Raw genomic sequence first — 19992 nt, 5'->3', positions numbered from 1 at the left:
TTCAATATTTTATTTTAAATAGGATAATATAAGGCCACTTTACAGCCTAATAAATAAGATGCTTAAATACCATGAATTATTTTGATTATTTTCTCTTTATTTTTAGCGTAGTTATCATGATTGCCACCCCTGGTCCTGTCATGATTTTAGTTGCAAGCGCTGGACTTAAAGGGGGTTATAAAAAAGCACTTGAAACCATTTTTGGTACAAATTTAGCATCTCTTGTCTTAATTTTTATTTCAGTACTCGTTTTAAAGGGAGTACTTAGTGTTAACGATAGTTATCTCAATATTATTCGTATTTTAGGCTGCCTCTATATTGGTTATTTGGGTTTTACTATTATTAAAGAAGTGATTCAGGCACCTCATCCTGAAGCAATACAAACAGTTTCCGCACAAAATGGCGGCTTTAAAAAAGGCTTTCTCGTTGGTATTTCAAATCCAAAAGATATTATTTTTTTCTCGGCTTTCTTTCCGCAATTTGTCTCTATTACACCCCAATTAAATTTAAGTCTAACCATACTGACCCTAACATGGATTATTTTAGACTTTGTGACTTTATCTCTGGTTTATATATTCTTCCGCCGCCTTTCTAACAGTCATCTATATCCAAAAATATTAGGCCTATGTGGTGTATTACTTTTACTTATTGCTCTGTACGGTTTATATCAGAGTTTCATCTAAATAATGAGGGGTATAGCCTTCATTTATCTATACCTCTTTCCATCAATTTTATTTTGCAATAGAACAACTCTTATACAATCTAGCTTATTGAAAACTCTAAAAATCGTTTCATAATGAAATAAACCACACCATCGTGATAAAACATTATGGCAAAAAATTATTATGAAGAATTAGGGGTTACACGCAAAGCCTCTGCTGATGAAATTAAGAAAGCTTATCGAAAATTAGCTCGTAAATATCATCCTGATATCAGCAAAGAAAAAGATGCAGAAGAAAAGATGCAGGCAATTAATGTTGCCTACGACACGTTGAGCAATGCAGAAAAAAAAGCCGAATATGACCAGCTGCTAGATCATCCACAAGGTTTTAATAACTTTGGTCAGGGTGCCGCGCAAGGTGGCTTTGACGGTGCACAGTTTTATCGCCAAGGCTTCACAGGTGGTGAGCAAGCAGACTTTAGCGGTTTTGAAGATTTATTTGGGCGCTTTGGTGCAGGATTTGGGGGTGGTCAACAGCAACACCAAAGGCAACAACGTAGTTATCGCGGTGAAGACCAACATGCCAGCATAGAGGTCGATCTTGACATTGCCTATCATGGATCAACGCAACAAATTACCCTGCAAATTCCGACGGTGAATGTTTATGGCGAACCTGAGGTTCAACGTAAAACCCTTCAAGTCAAAATACCAAAAGGCATGAAAGAAGGTCAGCAAATCCGCTTAAGTGGGCAAGGACAAAGTGGTATCAATGGCGGTGCTAACGGCGATCTTTATATTGAAATTCAGTATAAAGATACAGACCGCGTTCATGTCGAAGGCAGTGATGTATATTTGACTGTAGATGTAGCTCCGTGGGAAGCTGCGTTAGGTCAAGGTATTGAAGTAAAAACACCAGCTGGACCTTTAAACGTCAATTTACCTCACAATGCAAAACAAGGACAACAGCTACGTTTAAAAGACAAAGGGATACCAAATAAAACGCCAGGCCATCTTTATTTAATTTTAAATATTGTATTCCCACCTGCACATTCTGAAAAAGAAAAACAAGCCTATCAGCAACTGGCTGAAGCCTTTGCTTCATTCGAACCTCGTTCATCTCATTAGGGAGCAAGATTATGACAACCATTCATTATCGAGAAATTGTATATGACGGCCATACCTTTAGTGCAGAGGTCGTTGATGAACAATCTACATTTGACTTACAACAATTTGCTCAAGCTTGTGGTCAAAGCCCTGACTGGATTATTCAGCTCATTGAATATGACATTTTATCGGTCGACAATACGCCTGAAGTGCATCAGTTTATGGGCGAAGATGTTGCCCGTGCTCGTAAAGCTTATCGTCTGCAACGTGACTTTGATGCAAGTTTGGCAGCAGTTGCTGTGATGTTAGATTTGATTGATGAAGTACAACAACTTAGAAAACAGTTGAAGCATTTCCATTAAGTTTTTTGAAATCATATTTTCCGAGGTATAGCTTGAGCTAAAAGTCATCCTTGACCTACCCATTATCTAAATAGTATTGTTTTTGCAATAAAATTAGTTAGATGCTGGTAGTGAACAGGTTCTAAGGATGACAAATGCCTTTGGTTACTTTGGGCGAAACCAAAGTAACGAATTAGCTATAACTATTTGATATATTAATGAGAAGACTACGTCGTGTAAAAATAAAAAATTATTTCAACCGAGTAATCTTCTCCAATTCCTTTACAGTCTGCTTAATCGGTTCATATTCCAAAAACCAAAATAAATTCATCCGATCTTGACGATGTTGCTGGGCCAACAAATCAATTACACTTTTTTCACCACGTCCAACCATGTGCTGTCGATAAAAATAGTACAGCAAAAGAATCGTGCTAATTAACATTGCCCCCAACATAATCCAGAAACCAACGGGTGATTTAAGACCAGGAATAAATTCAAAATTCATTCCATAAATACCAGTTAAAAGAGTAAGAGGTGCAAAAACTGCGGTGATAATTGCCAGAATCCGCATGTTCTCATTGGTCTGATTGGCAATGGCAGAAAAATGTAAATCAATTGCCGACTGAATTGCGCTACGTAACCGCAAAGTATGTTTCTGAATACGTTCAACATGACTCATTAAATCATTTAAACGGACCAGTAAAATATCTTGAGAACTACGGATATGTCCGCCAACGACATGATGATAATTTTCTACAATTTCATCTCGAAACTCTTGAAGAGTCTCGATTTGTTCTTCACATAAATTTTCGACCTGTTGAAAGGCCATATTTTCATGAAATAGCTGGTGCCACTGTTTAAAACGGCGATTTCCCTGTAACAACTGTTGTTGCCAATGCTCAACTCTTCTCGTCAATGGTGAGCGGATATCAAGATAGCCATCAACCATACTGTTTAACAGCCGTAACGATAAATCAACGGGTGAATTGGGTAATTTACGGGTTTTATTCTGTTCTTCTAAAGTTCTACATAAAATATTTTCAAGACGTTGAATATAGTTTTCAATCGACTTATTCCCCTGCTCACGTACACTAATCAGCACATCAGGCGTCAAAATAAAACTAATGGGTGTCGTCGCTAAACCAAAAACACTATCTTGTGATTCTGCATGTTTAATTTCATCATCAGGTGTGACCAGTTTCTTAAAAATTAATAGGTCATATTCTTCAAGCGTATCAAATGCACAGGGATGTTCAATATTGGCAATATCCCGCATATGAAATTCATTAATAACTACGCCTGAAAGCTTTTGAATCTCTTGTTGCCATTCTTCGTTATGGTTAACCACATCCGTTCTGACACTATCAATCCAGAAAAACTCCAGAACATGCTCACTATGCCGTTCACGGCTTAAAAAGACATAGCCTTCAGCTTGATGACGATAAAAGTAATAAACCTGCATACCACAACGATCTGTTTTTGTATTACTTGCATCATGCCATAAAAAAAGTCCGCATCAAGCGGACTTTTTCATGTCACTAGAACAATTATGCTTGCTCAATGTCTTTCATAGTCAATTTAATACGACCACGATTATCAACATCAGCAACTTGTACTTTCACTTCCTGACCTTCTTTAAGAACATCAGTTACGTTCGCAATACGTTCATTTGAAATTTGCGAAATGTGAAGAAGACCATCAGTACCCGGCATGATGTTTACAAACGCACCGAATTCTACAATACGGATTACTTTACCGTCATAGATCTTACCTGGTTCAACTTCAGCAGTAAGTGCTTGAATTTTTGCAATCGCAGCACGAGCAGCAGCTTTAGTTTCACCAAATACGCGAACTGTACCATTGTCTTCGATATCAATCGCAGCCTTGGTCTCTTCTGTAATGGCACGAATCGTTGCACCACCTTTACCAATAACATCACGGATCTTGTCTGGATTGATGTTAATGACTTCAAATGTCGGTGCATGAGCGCTGATTTCAGGACGAGCACGTGAAATCACTTTATTCATTTCATTAAGGATATGCATACGACCAGCAAATGCTTGGTTTAATGCAGCTTCCATAATTTCTTCAGTAATACCTTCAATCTTGATGTCCATTTGAAGTGCAGTAATACCGTTTGCAGAACCTGCTACTTTAAAGTCCATATCACCTAAGTGATCTTCATCACCTAAGATGTCAGAAAGTACTGCAAAACGCTCACCTTCTTTCACTAAGCCCATTGCGATACCCGCAACTGGTGCTTTAAGTGGAACACCCGCATCCATAAGTGATAATGATGCACCACATACAGAAGCCATTGAAGATGAACCGTTAGATTCAGTAATGTCAGATACAATACGAATCACATACGGGAAGCGGTCAGCAGCAGGAAGAACTGCTTGAACACCACGACGCGCCAAACGACCATGACCAATTTCACGACGCTTAGGACCAGATTCACGACCTGTTTCACCTACAGAGTATGCAGGGAAGTTGTAGTGCAACATGAAATTGTCAGTTTTAGTACCTGACAATGTATCAACCATTAGTGCATCACGAGTATTACCCAAAGTTGTTGTTACCAACGCTTGAGTTTCACCACGTGTAAATAATGCAGAACCGTGAGCACGGTCTAATACACCAACTTGAACGTCGATACCACGAACAGTTTTAGTATCACGGCCATCAATACGTGGTTTACCTGACAAGATGTTGTCACGTACTGTACGGTATTTAAGGTCTTCAAATAATTCGTTTACTTCGTCAGCAATACCAGTTTCGTCATTTTCAGGAACGAACTGAGCTACAGCTTCTGCATAAAGAGCATCAAGAGCTGCATAACGATCTTGTTTAACTGCAATTGTATATGCTTCAGAAATTTTAGCTTCAAAAGCTGCTTTTAATTGCTCAAGAAGAGCTTCGTTTTTGCTTGGAGCAACCCAAGTTGATTCAACTGCACCAGCAGCAGCAGCAAATTCTTTAATTGCTTGAACAGCAATTTGCATTTCGTCATGACCGAAAAGTACAGCACCTAACATTTGGTCTTCTGAAAGTTCTTTCGCTTCAGATTCAACCATCAGTACCGCAGATTCAGTACCCGCAACTACAAGATCAAGATCACTTTCTTTCAACTGTTCAAAGTTCGGGTTAAGAATGTATTCGCCGTTGATTAAACCAACACGTGCGCCTGCAATTGGACCACGGAATGGAACAGCCGCAATTGACATTGCAGCAGAAGCACCGATCATTGCAGCAATGTCAGCATCCATAGTCTTATCAGAAGAAACAACAGTCGCTGTCACTTGGATTTCGTTATAGAAACCTTCTGGGAACAATGGACGGATTGGACGGTCAATAAGACGTGAAATTAAAGTTTCAGCTTCAGACTGACGACCTTCACGTTTACCATAACCACCTGGGATACGACCCGCAGCATATTGTTTTTCTTGGTAGTTTACTGTTAACGGGAAGAAGTCTTGACCCGCTTTTGCTTTTGGTTGAGCAACAACTGCAACTAAAACAGTTACGCCGCCCATTGTAACTAAAACAGTATTTGCTTGACGTGCAACACGACCTGTTTCTAAAACAACAGTGTGTTGACCATATTGGAATTCTTTACGAACGATATTAAACATTGACATGTATTGTATTTTCCTAATTTTATTCTAGTGAGACCCCTAAGGTTTGGCATTCAGACTACAACTATTGGTAGATAAATGACAAAGCTTAGAAGCCATCACACTAGGCCAAAAATTTTAAATAATATTAAACGCAAAGAAGGAGCGCACAAGCGCCCCTTCTAAACATCACTTAACCTAAAATTAAGTGAAACTCTCTTTTCAGCGATAAAGCATTGCGACATGCGAAATAGCGAAAACAAAGTGAAAATCGAATTAACGACGTAAACCTAAAGCACCGATCAAAGCAGTGTAACGACCGTGGTCTTTACCATTTAAATAGTCAAGCAATTTACGACGTTGGTTAACCATACGAATCAAACCACGACGGCTGTGATGGTCGTGTTTGTGAGCTTTAAAGTGACCTTGTAAATCATTGATTTGAGCAGTCAATAAAGCTACTTGTACTTCTGGTGAACCAGTGTCATTTTCAGCGCGAGCAAATTTAGCAATGATCTCTGCGCGGTCTGCATTAGTTAAAGCCATTCGATTTCTCCGAGATGCTTAAAAAAGTTAACGATATGAATCAGTTGAGGCAACTGACTGCCGTGCATCACTACAGCAAGTTGTCTATTTTAAGGTATCTATAGGTGGATTGCAAAATTGTTTTCAGTAACTTGTCATTTTAGACACTGACACGAGCATATTAACCCTGCACACTACCTTTGAATAAAAAGAAAGAAGCGCGAGGGACGTGTGAAAATTTTTTCAACCAACACTTGTCCAGTACCGGACAATATTGAGCAAGTTATTCGTCGCCAAGATGAAGTTGCTGCTGAACAGGGTGGAATGACTGAACGCCAGATTCAAAAAATCTGGAACAGTATAGAAGCACTATATAAAACCGGAAATTATCCACTCATTACCTTCTGCTTACGTAGACAAGGTAAAATTTTGCTGAACAGAAGCATTGGATATGCTCAAGGGAACTCTCCGGCAGGACTACAAGAGAATGCATTGATTGCAACGCCAGATACGCCCGTTTGCCTGTTCTCAGCATCAAAGATGATCACTGCCATGCTAATTCATCTACTAGATGAAAAAGGCGAAATCAATTTGCTTGATCCTGTGAGCTACTATATTCCGGAATATGGTGTTAACGGTAAGCGCCGTGCGACTATCTTTCATCTATTAGCACACCGTGGCGGCATTCCCTATATTAATGGTGATGTCACGCCCGAACTACTATTTGATAAAGATGAAATTTTAAAACGTTTATATGCTGCCAAGCCTGTGTCTCCTGCTGGTAACCATCTTGCCTATCATGCTGTTACGGCAGGCTATATTTTAGGAGAAGTGATTGAGCGGGTGACGGGGCAAGATTTACGTGAATTTGTACATGAGACTATCGAAAAACCGATGGGAATGCCTTATTTCAATTACGGTTTAAAACCAGAATATCGCTCAGAAGTTGCCCTAAACTGTGCAACGGGATTGCACCCTCGCCTTGGTACAGATCACTACCTAAACCATGTATTAGGTGGAGGATTACAACTTGCAGTCGATGTCACTAACGATAGCCGTTTTATGGACACAATTTGCCCTGCTGGAAATATCTATACGAGTGCGGAACAAGCTGGACGTTTCTTTGAAATGCTTTTAAGTGGGGGAAATTATGGCGGTCAGCAAATCTTCAGCGAGAAAACGATTTTCAGAGCCACATTGCCGACCACAGGCGTTAACATTGATCGTACTTTATTAATTCCAATGCGTTATGCCTTAGGGCCAATGTTAGGTAGCAACCCAGTTGGTTTATTTGGCCCCATGACGGGGCAAGCCTTTGGTCATTTAGGATTCTCAAATATTTTATGTTGGGCCGACCCTGAAAGAGATATTAGTGTGTCTCTGTTAACAACAGGCAAATCTGTGGTGGGAACACACCTTCCGGCTTTAGCCAAGGTGCTTTATCAGATTTCAACTCAATGCCCACGCATTCCTAGAGATCAGCGCCGATCTTTGTTTGGTAGCGATTCTCATGAAACGAACTTAGTATAAAAGCAAATAAAAAACCCAAGCATTTCTGCTTGGGTTTTTGCGCTGTAGTTTTTGTTTATCGTGTTATTTCTGTTTTTATTATCGTTGGTGAGATGCTAGTCACATCCTTCTTATTGTTTTAACTCACTTCCGTTGTTTTTATTTCTATCTCCTTATGTGATGTATTGTGTCACATCTAATTATGAAGAAAAGTAGTATTTTTCTTATCATCATGTAAGCAAAAACGTACAGGTCTGTCTAATATTTAGCATGTAACTCTAATTAACATTTAACGTACAGTTCTGTATAACATTTAACTTAACAATTCACAGGAAAAATGCCTATTTAGAAATCATATTACAGATAAATATATTGATATTATTGATATAAATTTTTAAAAGAAAACATCGTAAATAAAGGGTTAAAACTACGCTTATTTCGATATTTTTTGAGAACTGGTTAAGAACTAAATATAAAAAAGCCCTGTAGTCTCTCCCAAAACTACAAGGCTTAGCGGCTGTAAGTTTCCTCTTTATACACCTACTTCATTGTAAGTTCGCAGTCTCTCGACTTAAGTTATTATTATTGTGCGATTTTGCTCGACATTCCGTGCCAAGCTCGTTGTGCGTTTATAATCTCAAAAACGTGGGGTGTACTCTAGCAGCAAATATCTCGAATCTATGTAAGCTTTTTCTTACAAATGTAGAAATATTAAGTTTGGCTTAACGAACTAATCGATTAACTTTTTGAACTAAACCACTTTTCCGTGTAGTACGGACTGTAAAGGCCTGCAATAAAGCCTCTGGATGAACCAAAAGACTCACTACTTTTTTTGCTCGTGTAATCGCAGTGTAAATTAACTCTTGGCTTAATAAATTCTTTGCAGCTTGATCAAGAACGACAGCAGTATGAGTAAATTCAGACCCTTGCGATTTGTGAATAGTTAATGCGAATGCGCTTTGGATACTTTTAGGTAATCGATTTGCAGCTACCCATTTATTTAAACTTGGAAAGTACACTTCAAACTGCTGTGGTTGGGTTCTATGTTCAAAGCATAAACCAATGTCACCATTTGAAATACCAAGTTGATAATCGTTATAGGTCATCATTACTGGATGACCTACATACCACCCTCCGATAGTTACTATTGAAAGTTGTTGCTGTAACCACCGCTGGGCATATTGGTTCAATTGCTGCAATCCAAATGGGCCATGACGAACTGCTGTTAAAATCCGGTAGTCATCAAATGCTTTTACCACTTTCTGCACTTGTTCAATTGAGCGTTCTTCTTGTAAATAGTTTTTTAAACTCCGCACATATCCTTGAAAACCTAACATCAGTTTCTGATAGTAAATATCGCCTTCTGCTCGGGTGTTTTCTGGCAAATATTCAAGTTGCACCACATCTGGCATATCGTTTTGTAAAGGAATAGATTTTAAATCGGAAACCTGAACAATATCAATTTCAAACCGTTGCAAAACCTCTATATGATTTTGTTGGTCGTCTTGTGCCTGAATAAATCGTGCAACCTGTCCAATTAAAGCACCTTCGGCAAAACGGCGACTGGTTTTTAATTCTACCCTGTTGTCGGCTAGTGCCTGTATTTGCTGTAAATCAGCCAGAACTGCACCAACATCAACCGAAGCAAGCTGATTAGCATCTCCTAGTAAAATAATTCGGCAAGATTCGGGAACCGCTTCAAATAGTAGCGTTGCCAGATTTAAATCGAGCATGGAAGCTTCATCTACAACAATGACATCATAAGGAAGAGGCTGTTTTTGATGAAACCTAGGAATCTGTCCATGTCCCATTCCCAATAAACGATGGATTGTTTGGGTACCCTGATTTTTTAGCTCTTCATTAATTAACCCAGACTCAAGCAATTTAGGGTCATTAAATGAGTTTTGTAAGGCTTCTTGCATGCGCTGTGCTGCTTTACCTGTTGGCGCAGCCATTGCAACACGAATATTTGGGATTGCTTGTCCAAGTACAGCAATAATACGCGCAAGTGTATAAGTTTTACCTGTACCCGGCCCACCTGTAATGATACTTAGGCTCTGCCGAGCCACCATTTGCAAAGCAGCCTGTTGATGAGAGTCTGTAAGCAACCCCAAATAATCTTCACAAGACACAGGTTGAATTAATTGTTGCTTTAATCGACAAATTTGTTCTGCTAGGCGTTGCTCTAGGTGCCAATATCGGTATAATGCCAACCCCTGCTGATCGTAGACACAAGGAGCAATCTGAGATGTCGCCTGTTCAGCAGATATTACAAGTTGTCCAAGTGCAGCAATTTGCTCAGGACTGACATCGATACAGCTATCGCCTTGTAAGCTCGCTTCAATAAGCTGTTGCAAATAGGAAGTGGCTTCTGGCACTTGTGATTGCTCAGTAAATGGGGCCTGATTTAAGAAGTTACTCCACGTTGTTAACCAGCTTAAATCGGCTTGTTCAGAGCTATTTAGATTGTCCACACACTTATCCACCTAGTTTTCCACACGCTTGTCCACATGGTTATAGACAGGCTTATCCACATGCCAAATATTTGTTAATATTCAAATTACATACTTTATCAGCATTTTTCATGCAATTTTATCCTCAGCAAAATACCCTAAAATGGCATCAAGACGCAGAATAAACTCAATGCTAGGTTGCCAATAATAATACCCTTGCTCCGCTTCACCATTCATACCGCGTAAATAAAGATAAGTTGCTCCACCTAAGTGTTGCTCAATTTGATAGTTCTGCATTTTGACTTGCAAATAGCGGTGCAATGCCACCAAGTAGAGTCCTGCTTGTAACCAGTAGCTTGCTAAAGACATGCTTTGTGCAATGCTGTCGCGCCCATAGTCAGCAAGGTCTTCTCCTAAGTAATTACTTTTATAATCGGCAATGTGATAGCGCTGTCCATCAAAATATACCAAGTCGATAGAACCATTTAAGTAACGTGCTGAACGAGCTTCAAGTAACTCCGGCATATCCATTCCATATTCAGCAAAAAGCTGTTGAATACGTTTCATGGCAAGCACACGATCAGACAAGGCCAAATAGAAAGGAAATTCAGATAAGTACTCTTCTGGTTGAAGCTGGTTTAACTGAAAACCTTGATATAACGGGGTCTGCAAAACATCTCGTAACCACTGAGCCACTGACTGATAGAGCAGATGCTCGGCATCTTGTTGTTCAGGGAAATTTTCTTGATATTTGATTAATAAATCTTGCCACAAACTGCTGTAATCATTTTTAAAACGACGGCGTATTTCGATGATCCAGTCATCTGAACATTGAAAATCGATATGCTCAAAAATTTCATGCAGGAAATTACCTGCAAGCGTTCCTCGTGGAAAGTTACTCTTGATCCAGTCAATTGGCTGGGCACTTGGTACTTCAGTATTATTAACCAGATCGAGTTCATCCTCTGCCAATACAGCATCGTCACTCTGATTCGCTAATAAATCTGTCCCGACCTTATGTTTTAAATGTTGTGCCAGATAACTAAAACTGGTTTTCCCACGTGAATAGAAGCGTTGTTCAGGGAAATTTTGCGCCTGTATTTCAATAACATTTGTCTGTTTACTTAAATGAACTGCTTGAGGCAGCTGCTCCAAAATCATTTCATCTGCACAACAATGATGCTGAAAAGGCTCTGCTCTATTTTTCCAAAAAGCCAAGCCTGAAACCGATTTACCATCAGTATCTTGTAAAAGTGCATAAACACGATGGCTCGCTCGCGTTAGGGCTACATACCAAAGGCGGTTCTGTTCAGCTAAAGCCCGCTCTTCATGTTGTTTAAGCTCGAGCTCACTCAAATGTGTCTTGTCAGCAATTGCAACGACGCGTTGAGTTAAAGTTTGAGTTGAGTCTGGAGGAGTTACATCTTGAGTCGAAAAATTCAGCGTCTTATTATTTTCCCGAAAAGGTTTGTCTGCACCTAATAAAAATACAATCTTAAATTCCAGCCCTTTTGACTGGTGAATTGTCATGAGCTGAACGCCAGCTTCACTAGACAATTTACGTTCTAACTCCCAATCACGGTCAAGAGGAGAACCTAGCTGTTTGAGATACCAATGATAGAGGTTCTGCGCTCCTTGATATTTTTCACTATGTTGACTCAAAAGCTCAGTCAAATGGCGTAAGTTCACCACGCCCCGTTCGTTATCTTTGCTTTGAGCGGCCACCAAATTTTGCCAGATATCAAATTGGCTTAAACATTGTTGCCATGCGACTAAAAAGCCCTGAGCTGCCCATAACTCTCGAACACTGTCAAAACCAGTCATAAACTGGCTTAACCCTTCGGCTGTTTGTTCAAGTTGCAGTAATTGTTTTAAGTCCAGTGCAAACAGACGACTAATTAAAGCCCGCTTCACTTTTGCCTCATCGTAAGGGTGAAGTATGGCTGTCAGTAAAGCGCCAACATCTTGCGCAATTGCACAATCAAAAACACTTCGTTTTGAAGGTCGATTAACGCGTATTCCTAAACGTTCTAATTCATATTGAACTTTATCCAGTCCATCATGATTACGTGACAAGACTGCAATATCATCTTCACCCAATGTCTGGGTCTGCGACCCTTTTTGAAAATAGAGCTGCCCAGCATGAGACCGATTAAGTAAATCACGAATCTTCCACGCAACTTGCTGTGCTTCAGTTTCTTTGTCTTTGAGCATTAACCAGCGTAAAGGATGTGGATTAGGTTGGCTTTGGTCGACCAGAACAGGATGTGGCCGAGTCCCTGCCCGAATTGGGTCATATTGGACTTGTTCACCAAAGTCGATTTGCCGCTGAAATAGAGCATCGACGACTTCAACCAAATCGGCTACCGAACGGTGGTTATGAATCAATTTATATTCACGCCCATGTTTGGCTTGAATATCTTGATAGGCATTTAAGAAGGTGAGCATATCCCCACCTCGGAAACCGTAAATCGCCTGCTTACGGTCACCCACCATAATCATGCAACCTTTTTGGTAACGCTGCGGGTGACGCCAAATGCTCGCAAGCATGTCATCTTGGTCTTGGTTTGTGTCTTGAAACTCATCAACCAAAATTAAGGGATAACGAGCCTGTACAAACACTGCAAAACGTTGCCCCTGCTCACCTTTTAAAGCTTCAGAAAGTGTACGAATTTGCTGAGAAAAGGTGGTTTCACCTTTATTTTGTAAAACCTGTGGTAAACGTTTTTTAACTTCAACACATAAATAGGCTTTTAAATAAATATGGAGCTGATCGAACTGCTCAGCATAGTTTTTGAGTACCCCAAATAATTGTTGTATCTGCTGAATTGTGTTGTGTTGATAGAATCCATCTGAAATCTCGGCGGGACATTTCTTGAAAACTTTCTGATCAGCAATTTGGCCTAAAAACTTAAACACAAGTTCACGCTGTGCTGTCAAAGACCCATCAAAAACCAAAATGCTATCGCTTTGCGTTAAAACTTGCAGAAGCTGTGGTAAACATTCACTAAATAGCTTATTAAAAGCACCATTCCGAAATACCGTACCACTTACATGCTTATAGTGTTCGCCATCGAGCTGGTAATAGTGCTCTAAAAGGCTGATATCAATTTCTGTCGCTAGCTGTTTGAGCTGGGCAAGTTGTTCAAATTGAAGAGTAGGTTTTTCGGGAAGCTTAAAATGAGCCGAACTAAAGTTAAGTGAGTCTTCGACAAGTTTGACAAAACCATCAACACTCTTGAGTTCACCAGCAAGATATAAAGCATCAATCACGGTCTGAGGTTGAGACTGTATCCATTCACGCAACACATCATGAATCAATTGCCGGCTATAAGTTTTAGCATCATCGGTAATTTGCGCACGTTCAATTTTGCCACTCTCAAAAGCAAATTCGCGTAATAGTTTTTGGCTAAAGCTATCGAGTGTCCCAACAAATAGCTCGTCCAACTGATCGATGACCAATTTTAAACGCTCGCACGCATAGGCAATGCGTGTCGCAAAAGTCTTTAAAATATGTTGGAGTAATAGGTCAGGCTCTTGCTCTGCCTGCGTGAATAATTCATGTTCTGTAAAACTGCGTTTGGTCTCTAAGTATCGATACGTTTCGACCAAACGGGCACGAATACGACTTTTTAACTCGGCTGCTGCTGCACGGGTAAATGTTGTTGCAATGACTTGTCTCGGCAAGTACTTTTCAAGAAAAATACGGACCATCAAGCTCGATAGAGTATAAGTTTTCCCTGTACCTGCTGAAGCTTCAATTAAATGCAAACCATTAAATTCAATATCAATAATAGGTTGATAAGACACCTGTACTCTTGAGTTCATGTCTTACTCCGAATGTTGAAATTGAAAAACTGGATGGTACAGATCATAAGCAAACTCATCACAAGCATGTTGAAGCAAAGCTTGTGCATCTTGCTCTTGTAAAATGAAGCTCCAGTCTCGATGCAACTTACAGGCTTCATTTTGAGTCATATCCATGGTGGTAAATGACCCTGTTTCATTCCAGTATTTTAACAGCTCGACATAGCTCTTCTCATCCAGTTTTGTTTTTTCTGTTTGAGCTGCCATGTCCCATTGATAAGCTTTAGCTTTTTCAAGCGGCTTTAACAACAAGGCTGCAGGTAACACTAATGGCTGTTGTTGTGCATGACGCCAAATTTTAAACCACGGTTGTAAATAGTGACGTGCCTGCTCAGAACTCACACCACTACAAATAACGGTTTGATCGCTAAAAACGACAATACGTCTTTTTTCAGCACCAGCACTTCCTTCATTAAGGTAGGCCAACCACAGCAGGTACTCTAACCAAACTTTAGCGCGTCTTTTTGCCCTCGCACTCGATGGTTCCATGCTGACCCAATCCTGAATTTCAGACTTTGGCACAGTAATATTCATATGGAGTTGTTTGGCAATGCGCCAGACTCGCTGGGTCGCTTCGGTTACTGCAGGCGCATAATGATGAAGCCGTTCAAGCAAACATTCTTGCTCAAAAACACCTTGCTGCCATGCGCTGTATTTGACTTTGCCGACAGGTAATTGATCAAGCAAGACGTCAGGTTGTGTTTGTTGATCAGACTGTTGTAAAAAATGCCGAATTGCATAGCGCCCTAGACCATCGAGCAACAAGGGTTCATTTTGATCAAGTAACCCAACACTACCTAAGTTCTCAACCCCTAAGGTTTTCAAATACAAGCGTGCTGGAAATGTCACATCCTGTATCCATTGTTGGCTATCTAAGACCAACATGTCAGGCACTTGCAGCGGATAGGTCGTATTCGCCCAAGGTTGGCGAACGCCTGCCCCCTGTTGAATTTGTGAGGCCACCTTAAACCAGTGATCTTGGTAACGAATATAGCTGTTTTCAGCCATAAAGCCTTTAGGGTCAAATGGCTGTAAATGATGCAAGTGATATAACTGTTTTAATTGAGATGGGACTTCAATTCCCTCAAGCAAGACATGCTCAGGTTCATCTAATTCAGGTTTTACAATAAAGGCAAGATGCTCTTTGAACTCTTGAAGAATGCTCGAAGGTTCTCTTACTTCACCATCATTTACATCAAAACCGTTATAAAACAGCCATAAACTTTCTTGTGCCAATAATAAAGCATCTAAAAAAGCACCTTGGTCATCTTCAAGGCGAGAACGGTCGCCTAACTGCTGACGCAATGCATCCATCAAATCAAATGGAACATGCGTATCACGATTTGGAAACTGTCCTACATCTAGGTTTAGCATCACCATTAAACGATAGGGTAATGGTCGAATTTGTCCAATCTGAGCAAAAGTAATCTGTCCAGTTGGTTCGGCCTGCGCACTTTGATTTTCCAAAGTTCTTTGAATTTCTTCAATAATATAAGGTAAAGGCAAAGTAATTTTGCGCAAGGTTCCTGTTTCGGTCTCTGCGTAATAACTTGCGAGCGTTAACATTCGTTCTTGTTTTTTTACGACTTCCCGAACAGCTTTTAAAGCAGCAACTCCAACCTGCTCAAATTCAACAATATCTTTTGACAACACTTGAAGCCAATGCTCAACTGTATAGACCTGCCCTTGCTCATGCATGGTTAACCAATCACGGCGTTCATTCAAATCTTGATAAATCTGAATGAGTGTACCGATTAACTCAAAGTCACCTGACTGAACTTTTGCATAACTCAAAACCTGATTAAATGTGGCATGCACAGGCACAGCAATGCCAAGTGCCAAGCGTTCTAAAGCGAATTTAAAGCTATATCGGTAATCATCATCACCTTCGCACAGACTATATTTAAGATGCTCTGCATCGAGTCCTCGTTTAAATCCAGCATCAGCAAGTAAAGTTAACATTCGCTCAACCTGATTATATTCAAGTTCGTAACGTTGTTGGGTCGCGTGCAGGTTTAACCAGTCTGCAAAATCATCTAGCGTAAAACGTCCCTGCATCAGTTGAATGCGGCCAATCACAGCGCGCCAAGCATTTAATGCATCAAGTGATGCAACGCCTGCTATTTTCACAGGTAAATGCACACCGTGTTCGGTAGCAGTAGCTGGAAATACACTTCGAATTAAAGGTTCTATATCGGCTAAATTAGGGACCAATACAAGAATATCGTTGGGACGCCTTGGTTGCTCATTCGTTTGAGCCAACCAGTAAATCAATTGTTCTTTTAATACTTCAAGTTGACGTAAAGTCGAATGGCAAACATGAATCTGAATAGAGTCATCATGTGGAGCAAGCGCATATTGCTTAGGTTGCGGCTCAACCAGATGTAAAATATCTGACTGAACTTTGCCAAGTAAACTTTCAGGGAAATCATCCACAAAAGCATCAACCCATTTACCTTCTTCACCCGTAGATAAATTTGAGAGTAACGAGAAATGGTCTCGGGCTTGTTTACCCAATCGGGTTAAAAGTGGATGTCTGGACTCACGCGCTTCCGCATTAAAATTAAGTGTAAATTTATCAAAAAAATCGGCAATTTCAGCATCAGTTGCCTTTGGATTTTTTGCAATAAATCGCTCTTTCACCCCTAAGTCATAACGCTGTTTCCAGAGTGGATCGACACTATCTGCCCAATATTCTTGTGAAGGGTTATAGTGCAAAATCAGCACATCAACGTATTGCCCTAAGCGATGCAAAAACTGTAACTGACTTGGTGGTAAATCAAGCAAGGTAAAAACCACCACCTGACTAGGTAGTCTTGAGATCGCTCTTTTACCATGGTCGGGATGTTCTAGCTCTTGCCAAAACAACGCATCAATTTGCTGCATCTGCAAAAAATCATCATGAAAATGCTGCTGCCATAGCCAACGCTGCCAACGTTCTAGCTCTTGAGTTTGATGCAATGCAAAAGCAGTAACCTCCGCGTCTTTTTGCACAATATATTTTTCAATATCAAGTGCTCGCCCTTGCCCCCAAGTAGCCAACCAGTTTTCTGGACACGTACAGCTATTTTCACAACCACGCTGGCATTGCCCACGATAAATCATATAGTTGCTAAATAAATCGGCGACCTGCTCAGCCACCCAATACAACATTTTTTGCTTTTTAAGCTGTTTCTCTATGCCATGTTCAAGCCGATCTGCACTGTCATAAATGCGCTGAACAATAGAATGTAGAGGATGTGAGGTATCTATGCCAATAGTGTCAGGTTGAATAAATTCGTGTAAAGCCTGATGAACACGCCATTTAAAAATTAAACGCGGAATGTTCGCTTTACGAACCTGTTCTTTATGCGCAGTTAAAACTTGCTGGTAAGCGTACCACTGAAAACCTCGTACCCTTTGATGAAACTGGTAGTTAGCACTCATGCCTTGCTGCTCTGCAAGTTTTTGTATCAGCCACTGCTCTACCGCAGGGCTCGGAACAATAAAATGTTGGGTGTTCAAAACCTGTAACGGATGTGCTGAAGGTTGCAATGTAGATGCCAATACACCTTGCAACAACACATCAATACGTTGGCTTTGAATAACGTGAATCCCCATTTATTTCATATCCTGCTTGCATAATTTATGCACAAAATCATAAACATTCATTACTATACAACTGAATCTGACTATGTCACGTTGGTTTAAACACAGCATAATCTAACTTTAGGTGTCGCTTACACTTGGTTTTGAAGACACCATCAAGAAACTCATACAGGTAAACATGATGAAAATTGATAAGATTCCTGACTATATTGATCCTAGCCTAAATCTGGAACAAATTCGCGATGAGTGTCATGTGCTCATCAAAAAAAGAGCTTACGTTTCAGCTGGAGCGGCAATTGTACCAATTCCTTTTTTTGACGTGGTCATCGATTTAGGAATTTTGTCGCACCTGATTCCAGATATCAATTCCCGTTTTGGTTTAGCCCCTGAACACGTTAGTGTCTACGACCCAAAAACCAAAACAATTCACTGGGATGAATTACGTAAACGTGGTTTTGAATTTTCAGGCTTTGTCGTGGCACGCACTACTGTTAAAAAAACATTTAATGGCTTTTTTGGCAAAATCGTAACGAAACAGGTCACCAAATTCATACCATTGGGCGGACAAGTTGTAGCAGCAAGTTTAGGCTATTTCATGATGAAAAAAATAGCAGAAACTCATCTAAATGACAGTTATAACCTTGCTAATCGTATTCAGCAAAAAAGCCGTAGTAACATTGTAAATTAATACTTGTCTTGGCTGAGAGCTTAGTCTGCTCTCAGCTGTTTTAATACCGCCTTTAACACTTCTAAACGTGCCGTATATTTGTCATCAGTCGCTACAATATACCAAGGTGCATATTCCGTACTGGTTCGCTCAAACATATCTGCGGCCGCTTTTAAATAATCGCTCCACTTATCACGATTACGCCAATCTTCTGCGGTAATTTTAAAACGTTTATGCGGTGTCTCTTCTCTAGCTTTAAAACGCTGTTCTTGCTCATCTTTACTAATCGCCAACCAAATTTTGACCACAATGGTTTGACTCTCAAACAAGTCTTTTTCAAAGCGGTTAATTTCATCATAGGCCCGTTGCCACTCTAGAGGCGAAGCAAAACCTTCAACACGTTCTACGAGTACGCGCCCATACCATGTCCGATCAAAGATCGTAATTTTTTCAGCCTCATTAATACGGTTCCAGAAACGCCATAAATAAGGATGACGTGCTTCAAAGCGTTCAGGCGCACCAATACAGTGAATATCATATTCACGCGGGTCTAGGTTTTTGACAATTCGCTTAATTGCCCCTCCTTTACCAGACGCATCCATTCCCTCAAAAGCAATCACCACGTTTCGTTTATCAAAACGCATGGCATCAGCAATTCTTTTACTCAATTTATCGAGTTCTTTTTTATATTCAGTTTTTTCAAGTGGCTCATTAGAAGGTTTTAATAGACCTTCTGGAATTTTAGCCTGTTGCCATTTTCCTTTGACTTCAGTTTCATGTTCAGGAAGCTGGCGCATGTGTTGCAAAAGATATTGAGCAAAAAATTGATCACGTTGTTTTTCATCTTCCCCATCAATAATGTACCAATCATCGGTAAAACGACGGCGTAACTTTTGCAAAGTGTCATATTGTTTTTTATTACGCCAGTCTAGGCCGTGGAGTTTATGCCAGTGTTGTTCTGACGGATCAATTTTATCTAACCGTTTTTGTAGTGACTTCCATGAAAGGTCGAACCAGACTTTGACCACATCAACATAGTTATTTTTTAAGTCTTGCTCAAATGCCCGCATATTTTCAACGTAAGCATCAAAGCGTGCCTCATCTAAAGGTTCAGACACATGCGTTGCTGTAACAAGCAAATCGCTATACCAATTGCCAAACATCACCACAATTTGACCTTCGGTAGGAATAAACTCCGAATAAGACTGCCAAAATGCTTCTGTATCTGTCAGCACACGTGGTGCATCTGCTTTTACTCGTAGATATCTAGGGTCTAACCACTCACGGAGCTGCTTAACTGCTTCCCCTTTACCTGCCAGTTCAATACCACTCATTAAAATGAGTGTGCTTTTAGCATTCGGCTTTCCTCGGCTTTCTTTTAAAGCATATTGTGCTTCAATCAAATCGACCGAAAGCTGTTCTTCATCTCGAATTTCAAATTTTGGTTGTTGTTCACTCATAGTGCACGGCTCTAATCATTTATTGTTAATTTCGCTGATATTTAACTTATGCGCTTAAATGATGAATTGCTATACAAATTATGTCATTGCGACCAAATTCCATCTAAAAATTGACGCATAAATCATTTTTTTTACATCTTCTCGCCATAGTACAAGGTTACAATGCCTCTTATGATTTTTTGTAAATAGCCCAATATTAG

The 19992-nt window shown here is 40.1% G+C and carries 12 protein-coding genes; 5 read left to right on the top strand and 7 right to left on the bottom strand.

The genetic code is table 11. The annotated features are described in order from the left end of the window. The first annotated feature begins 71 nt into the window (after positions 1-71). The 3 genes from I5515_RS08095 to I5515_RS08085 all read left to right on the top strand — a co-directional run bounded on the left by I5515_RS08095 (position 72) and on the right by I5515_RS08085 (position 2127). The gene (locus I5515_RS08095) at positions 72-683 is read left to right on the top strand and encodes a LysE family translocator (protein ID WP_199965635.1); all 612 of its coding nucleotides are present in this window, start codon (positions 72-74) and stop codon (positions 681-683) included. A gap of 146 nt (positions 684-829) precedes the next feature. Then, complete coding sequence (locus I5515_RS08090; protein WP_199965633.1) at positions 830-1786, top strand: DnaJ C-terminal domain-containing protein; 957 nt, start codon at positions 830-832, stop codon at positions 1784-1786. Positions 1787-1797: 11 nt separating this feature from the next. Then, entirely contained in the window at positions 1798-2127 is a 330-nt protein-coding gene (locus I5515_RS08085) for a chaperone modulator CbpM (RefSeq protein ID WP_199965631.1), read from the top strand. A gap of 229 nt (positions 2128-2356) precedes the next feature. Here the strand turns inward: I5515_RS08085 and I5515_RS08080 are convergent, their stop codons facing one another. From I5515_RS08080 to rpsO, 3 genes are all read right to left on the bottom strand, one after another. Beyond that, positions 2357-3568, bottom strand: coding sequence for a magnesium transporter CorA family protein (locus tag I5515_RS08080; RefSeq protein WP_199965629.1), 1212 nt, complete (start codon positions 3566-3568; stop codon positions 2357-2359). A gap of 85 nt (positions 3569-3653) precedes the next feature. Then, a complete protein-coding gene (pnp, locus tag I5515_RS08075) occupies positions 3654-5741 on the bottom strand; it encodes a polyribonucleotide nucleotidyltransferase (protein WP_199966067.1) in 2088 nt (695 codons plus the stop codon). Positions 5742-5999: 258 nt separating this feature from the next. Next, positions 6000-6269 carry a 30S ribosomal protein S15 gene (gene rpsO / locus I5515_RS08070; RefSeq protein WP_002114951.1) on the bottom strand — a complete coding sequence of 90 codons (270 nt, stop codon included), beginning with the start codon at positions 6267-6269 and terminating at the stop codon, positions 6000-6002. A gap of 210 nt (positions 6270-6479) precedes the next feature. On the opposite strand from rpsO, the gene I5515_RS08065 reads away from it, so the two are divergent. After that, the gene (locus I5515_RS08065) at positions 6480-7778 is read left to right on the top strand and encodes a serine hydrolase domain-containing protein (protein WP_199965627.1); all 1299 of its coding nucleotides are present in this window, start codon (positions 6480-6482) and stop codon (positions 7776-7778) included. Positions 7779-8479: 701 nt separating this feature from the next. Here the strand turns inward: I5515_RS08065 and recD are convergent. The 3 genes from recD to I5515_RS08050 form a co-directional block, all read right to left on the bottom strand. Beyond that, the gene (gene recD, locus I5515_RS08060) at positions 8480-10231 is read right to left on the bottom strand and encodes an exodeoxyribonuclease V subunit alpha (protein ID WP_199965625.1); all 1752 of its coding nucleotides are present in this window, start codon (positions 10229-10231) and stop codon (positions 8480-8482) included. Positions 10232-10339: 108 nt separating this feature from the next. Then, positions 10340-14038: a UvrD-helicase domain-containing protein gene (locus tag I5515_RS08055; RefSeq protein ID WP_199965623.1), complete on the bottom strand. Its 3699-nt coding sequence runs from the start codon at positions 14036-14038 to the stop codon at positions 10340-10342. Between the two features lie 3 nt (positions 14039-14041). Beyond that, positions 14042-17677: an exodeoxyribonuclease V subunit gamma gene (locus tag I5515_RS08050; RefSeq protein ID WP_199965621.1), complete on the bottom strand. Its 3636-nt coding sequence runs from the start codon at positions 17675-17677 to the stop codon at positions 14042-14044. 169 nt (positions 17678-17846) lie between these two features. Between I5515_RS08050 and I5515_RS08045 the strand changes: the two genes are divergently transcribed. Next, positions 17847-18353: a hypothetical protein gene (locus I5515_RS08045; RefSeq protein WP_199965619.1), complete on the top strand. Its 507-nt coding sequence runs from the start codon at positions 17847-17849 to the stop codon at positions 18351-18353. Between the two features lie 20 nt (positions 18354-18373). Here the strand turns inward: I5515_RS08045 and I5515_RS08040 are convergent, their stop codons facing one another. Further along, positions 18374-19792: a phosphate--AMP phosphotransferase gene (locus I5515_RS08040; RefSeq protein WP_199965617.1), complete on the bottom strand. Its 1419-nt coding sequence runs from the start codon at positions 19790-19792 to the stop codon at positions 18374-18376. Positions 19793-19992: the final 200 nt, after the last annotated feature.

The sequence above is a fragment of the Acinetobacter calcoaceticus genome (assembly GCF_016508255.1).
In the GTDB taxonomy this organism is placed as follows: Bacteria; Pseudomonadota; Gammaproteobacteria; order Pseudomonadales; family Moraxellaceae; genus Acinetobacter; species Acinetobacter calcoaceticus_E.
The sequence above is the reverse complement of the archived record's forward strand: the minus strand, read 5'-3'. Positions and strand labels throughout refer to the sequence as shown.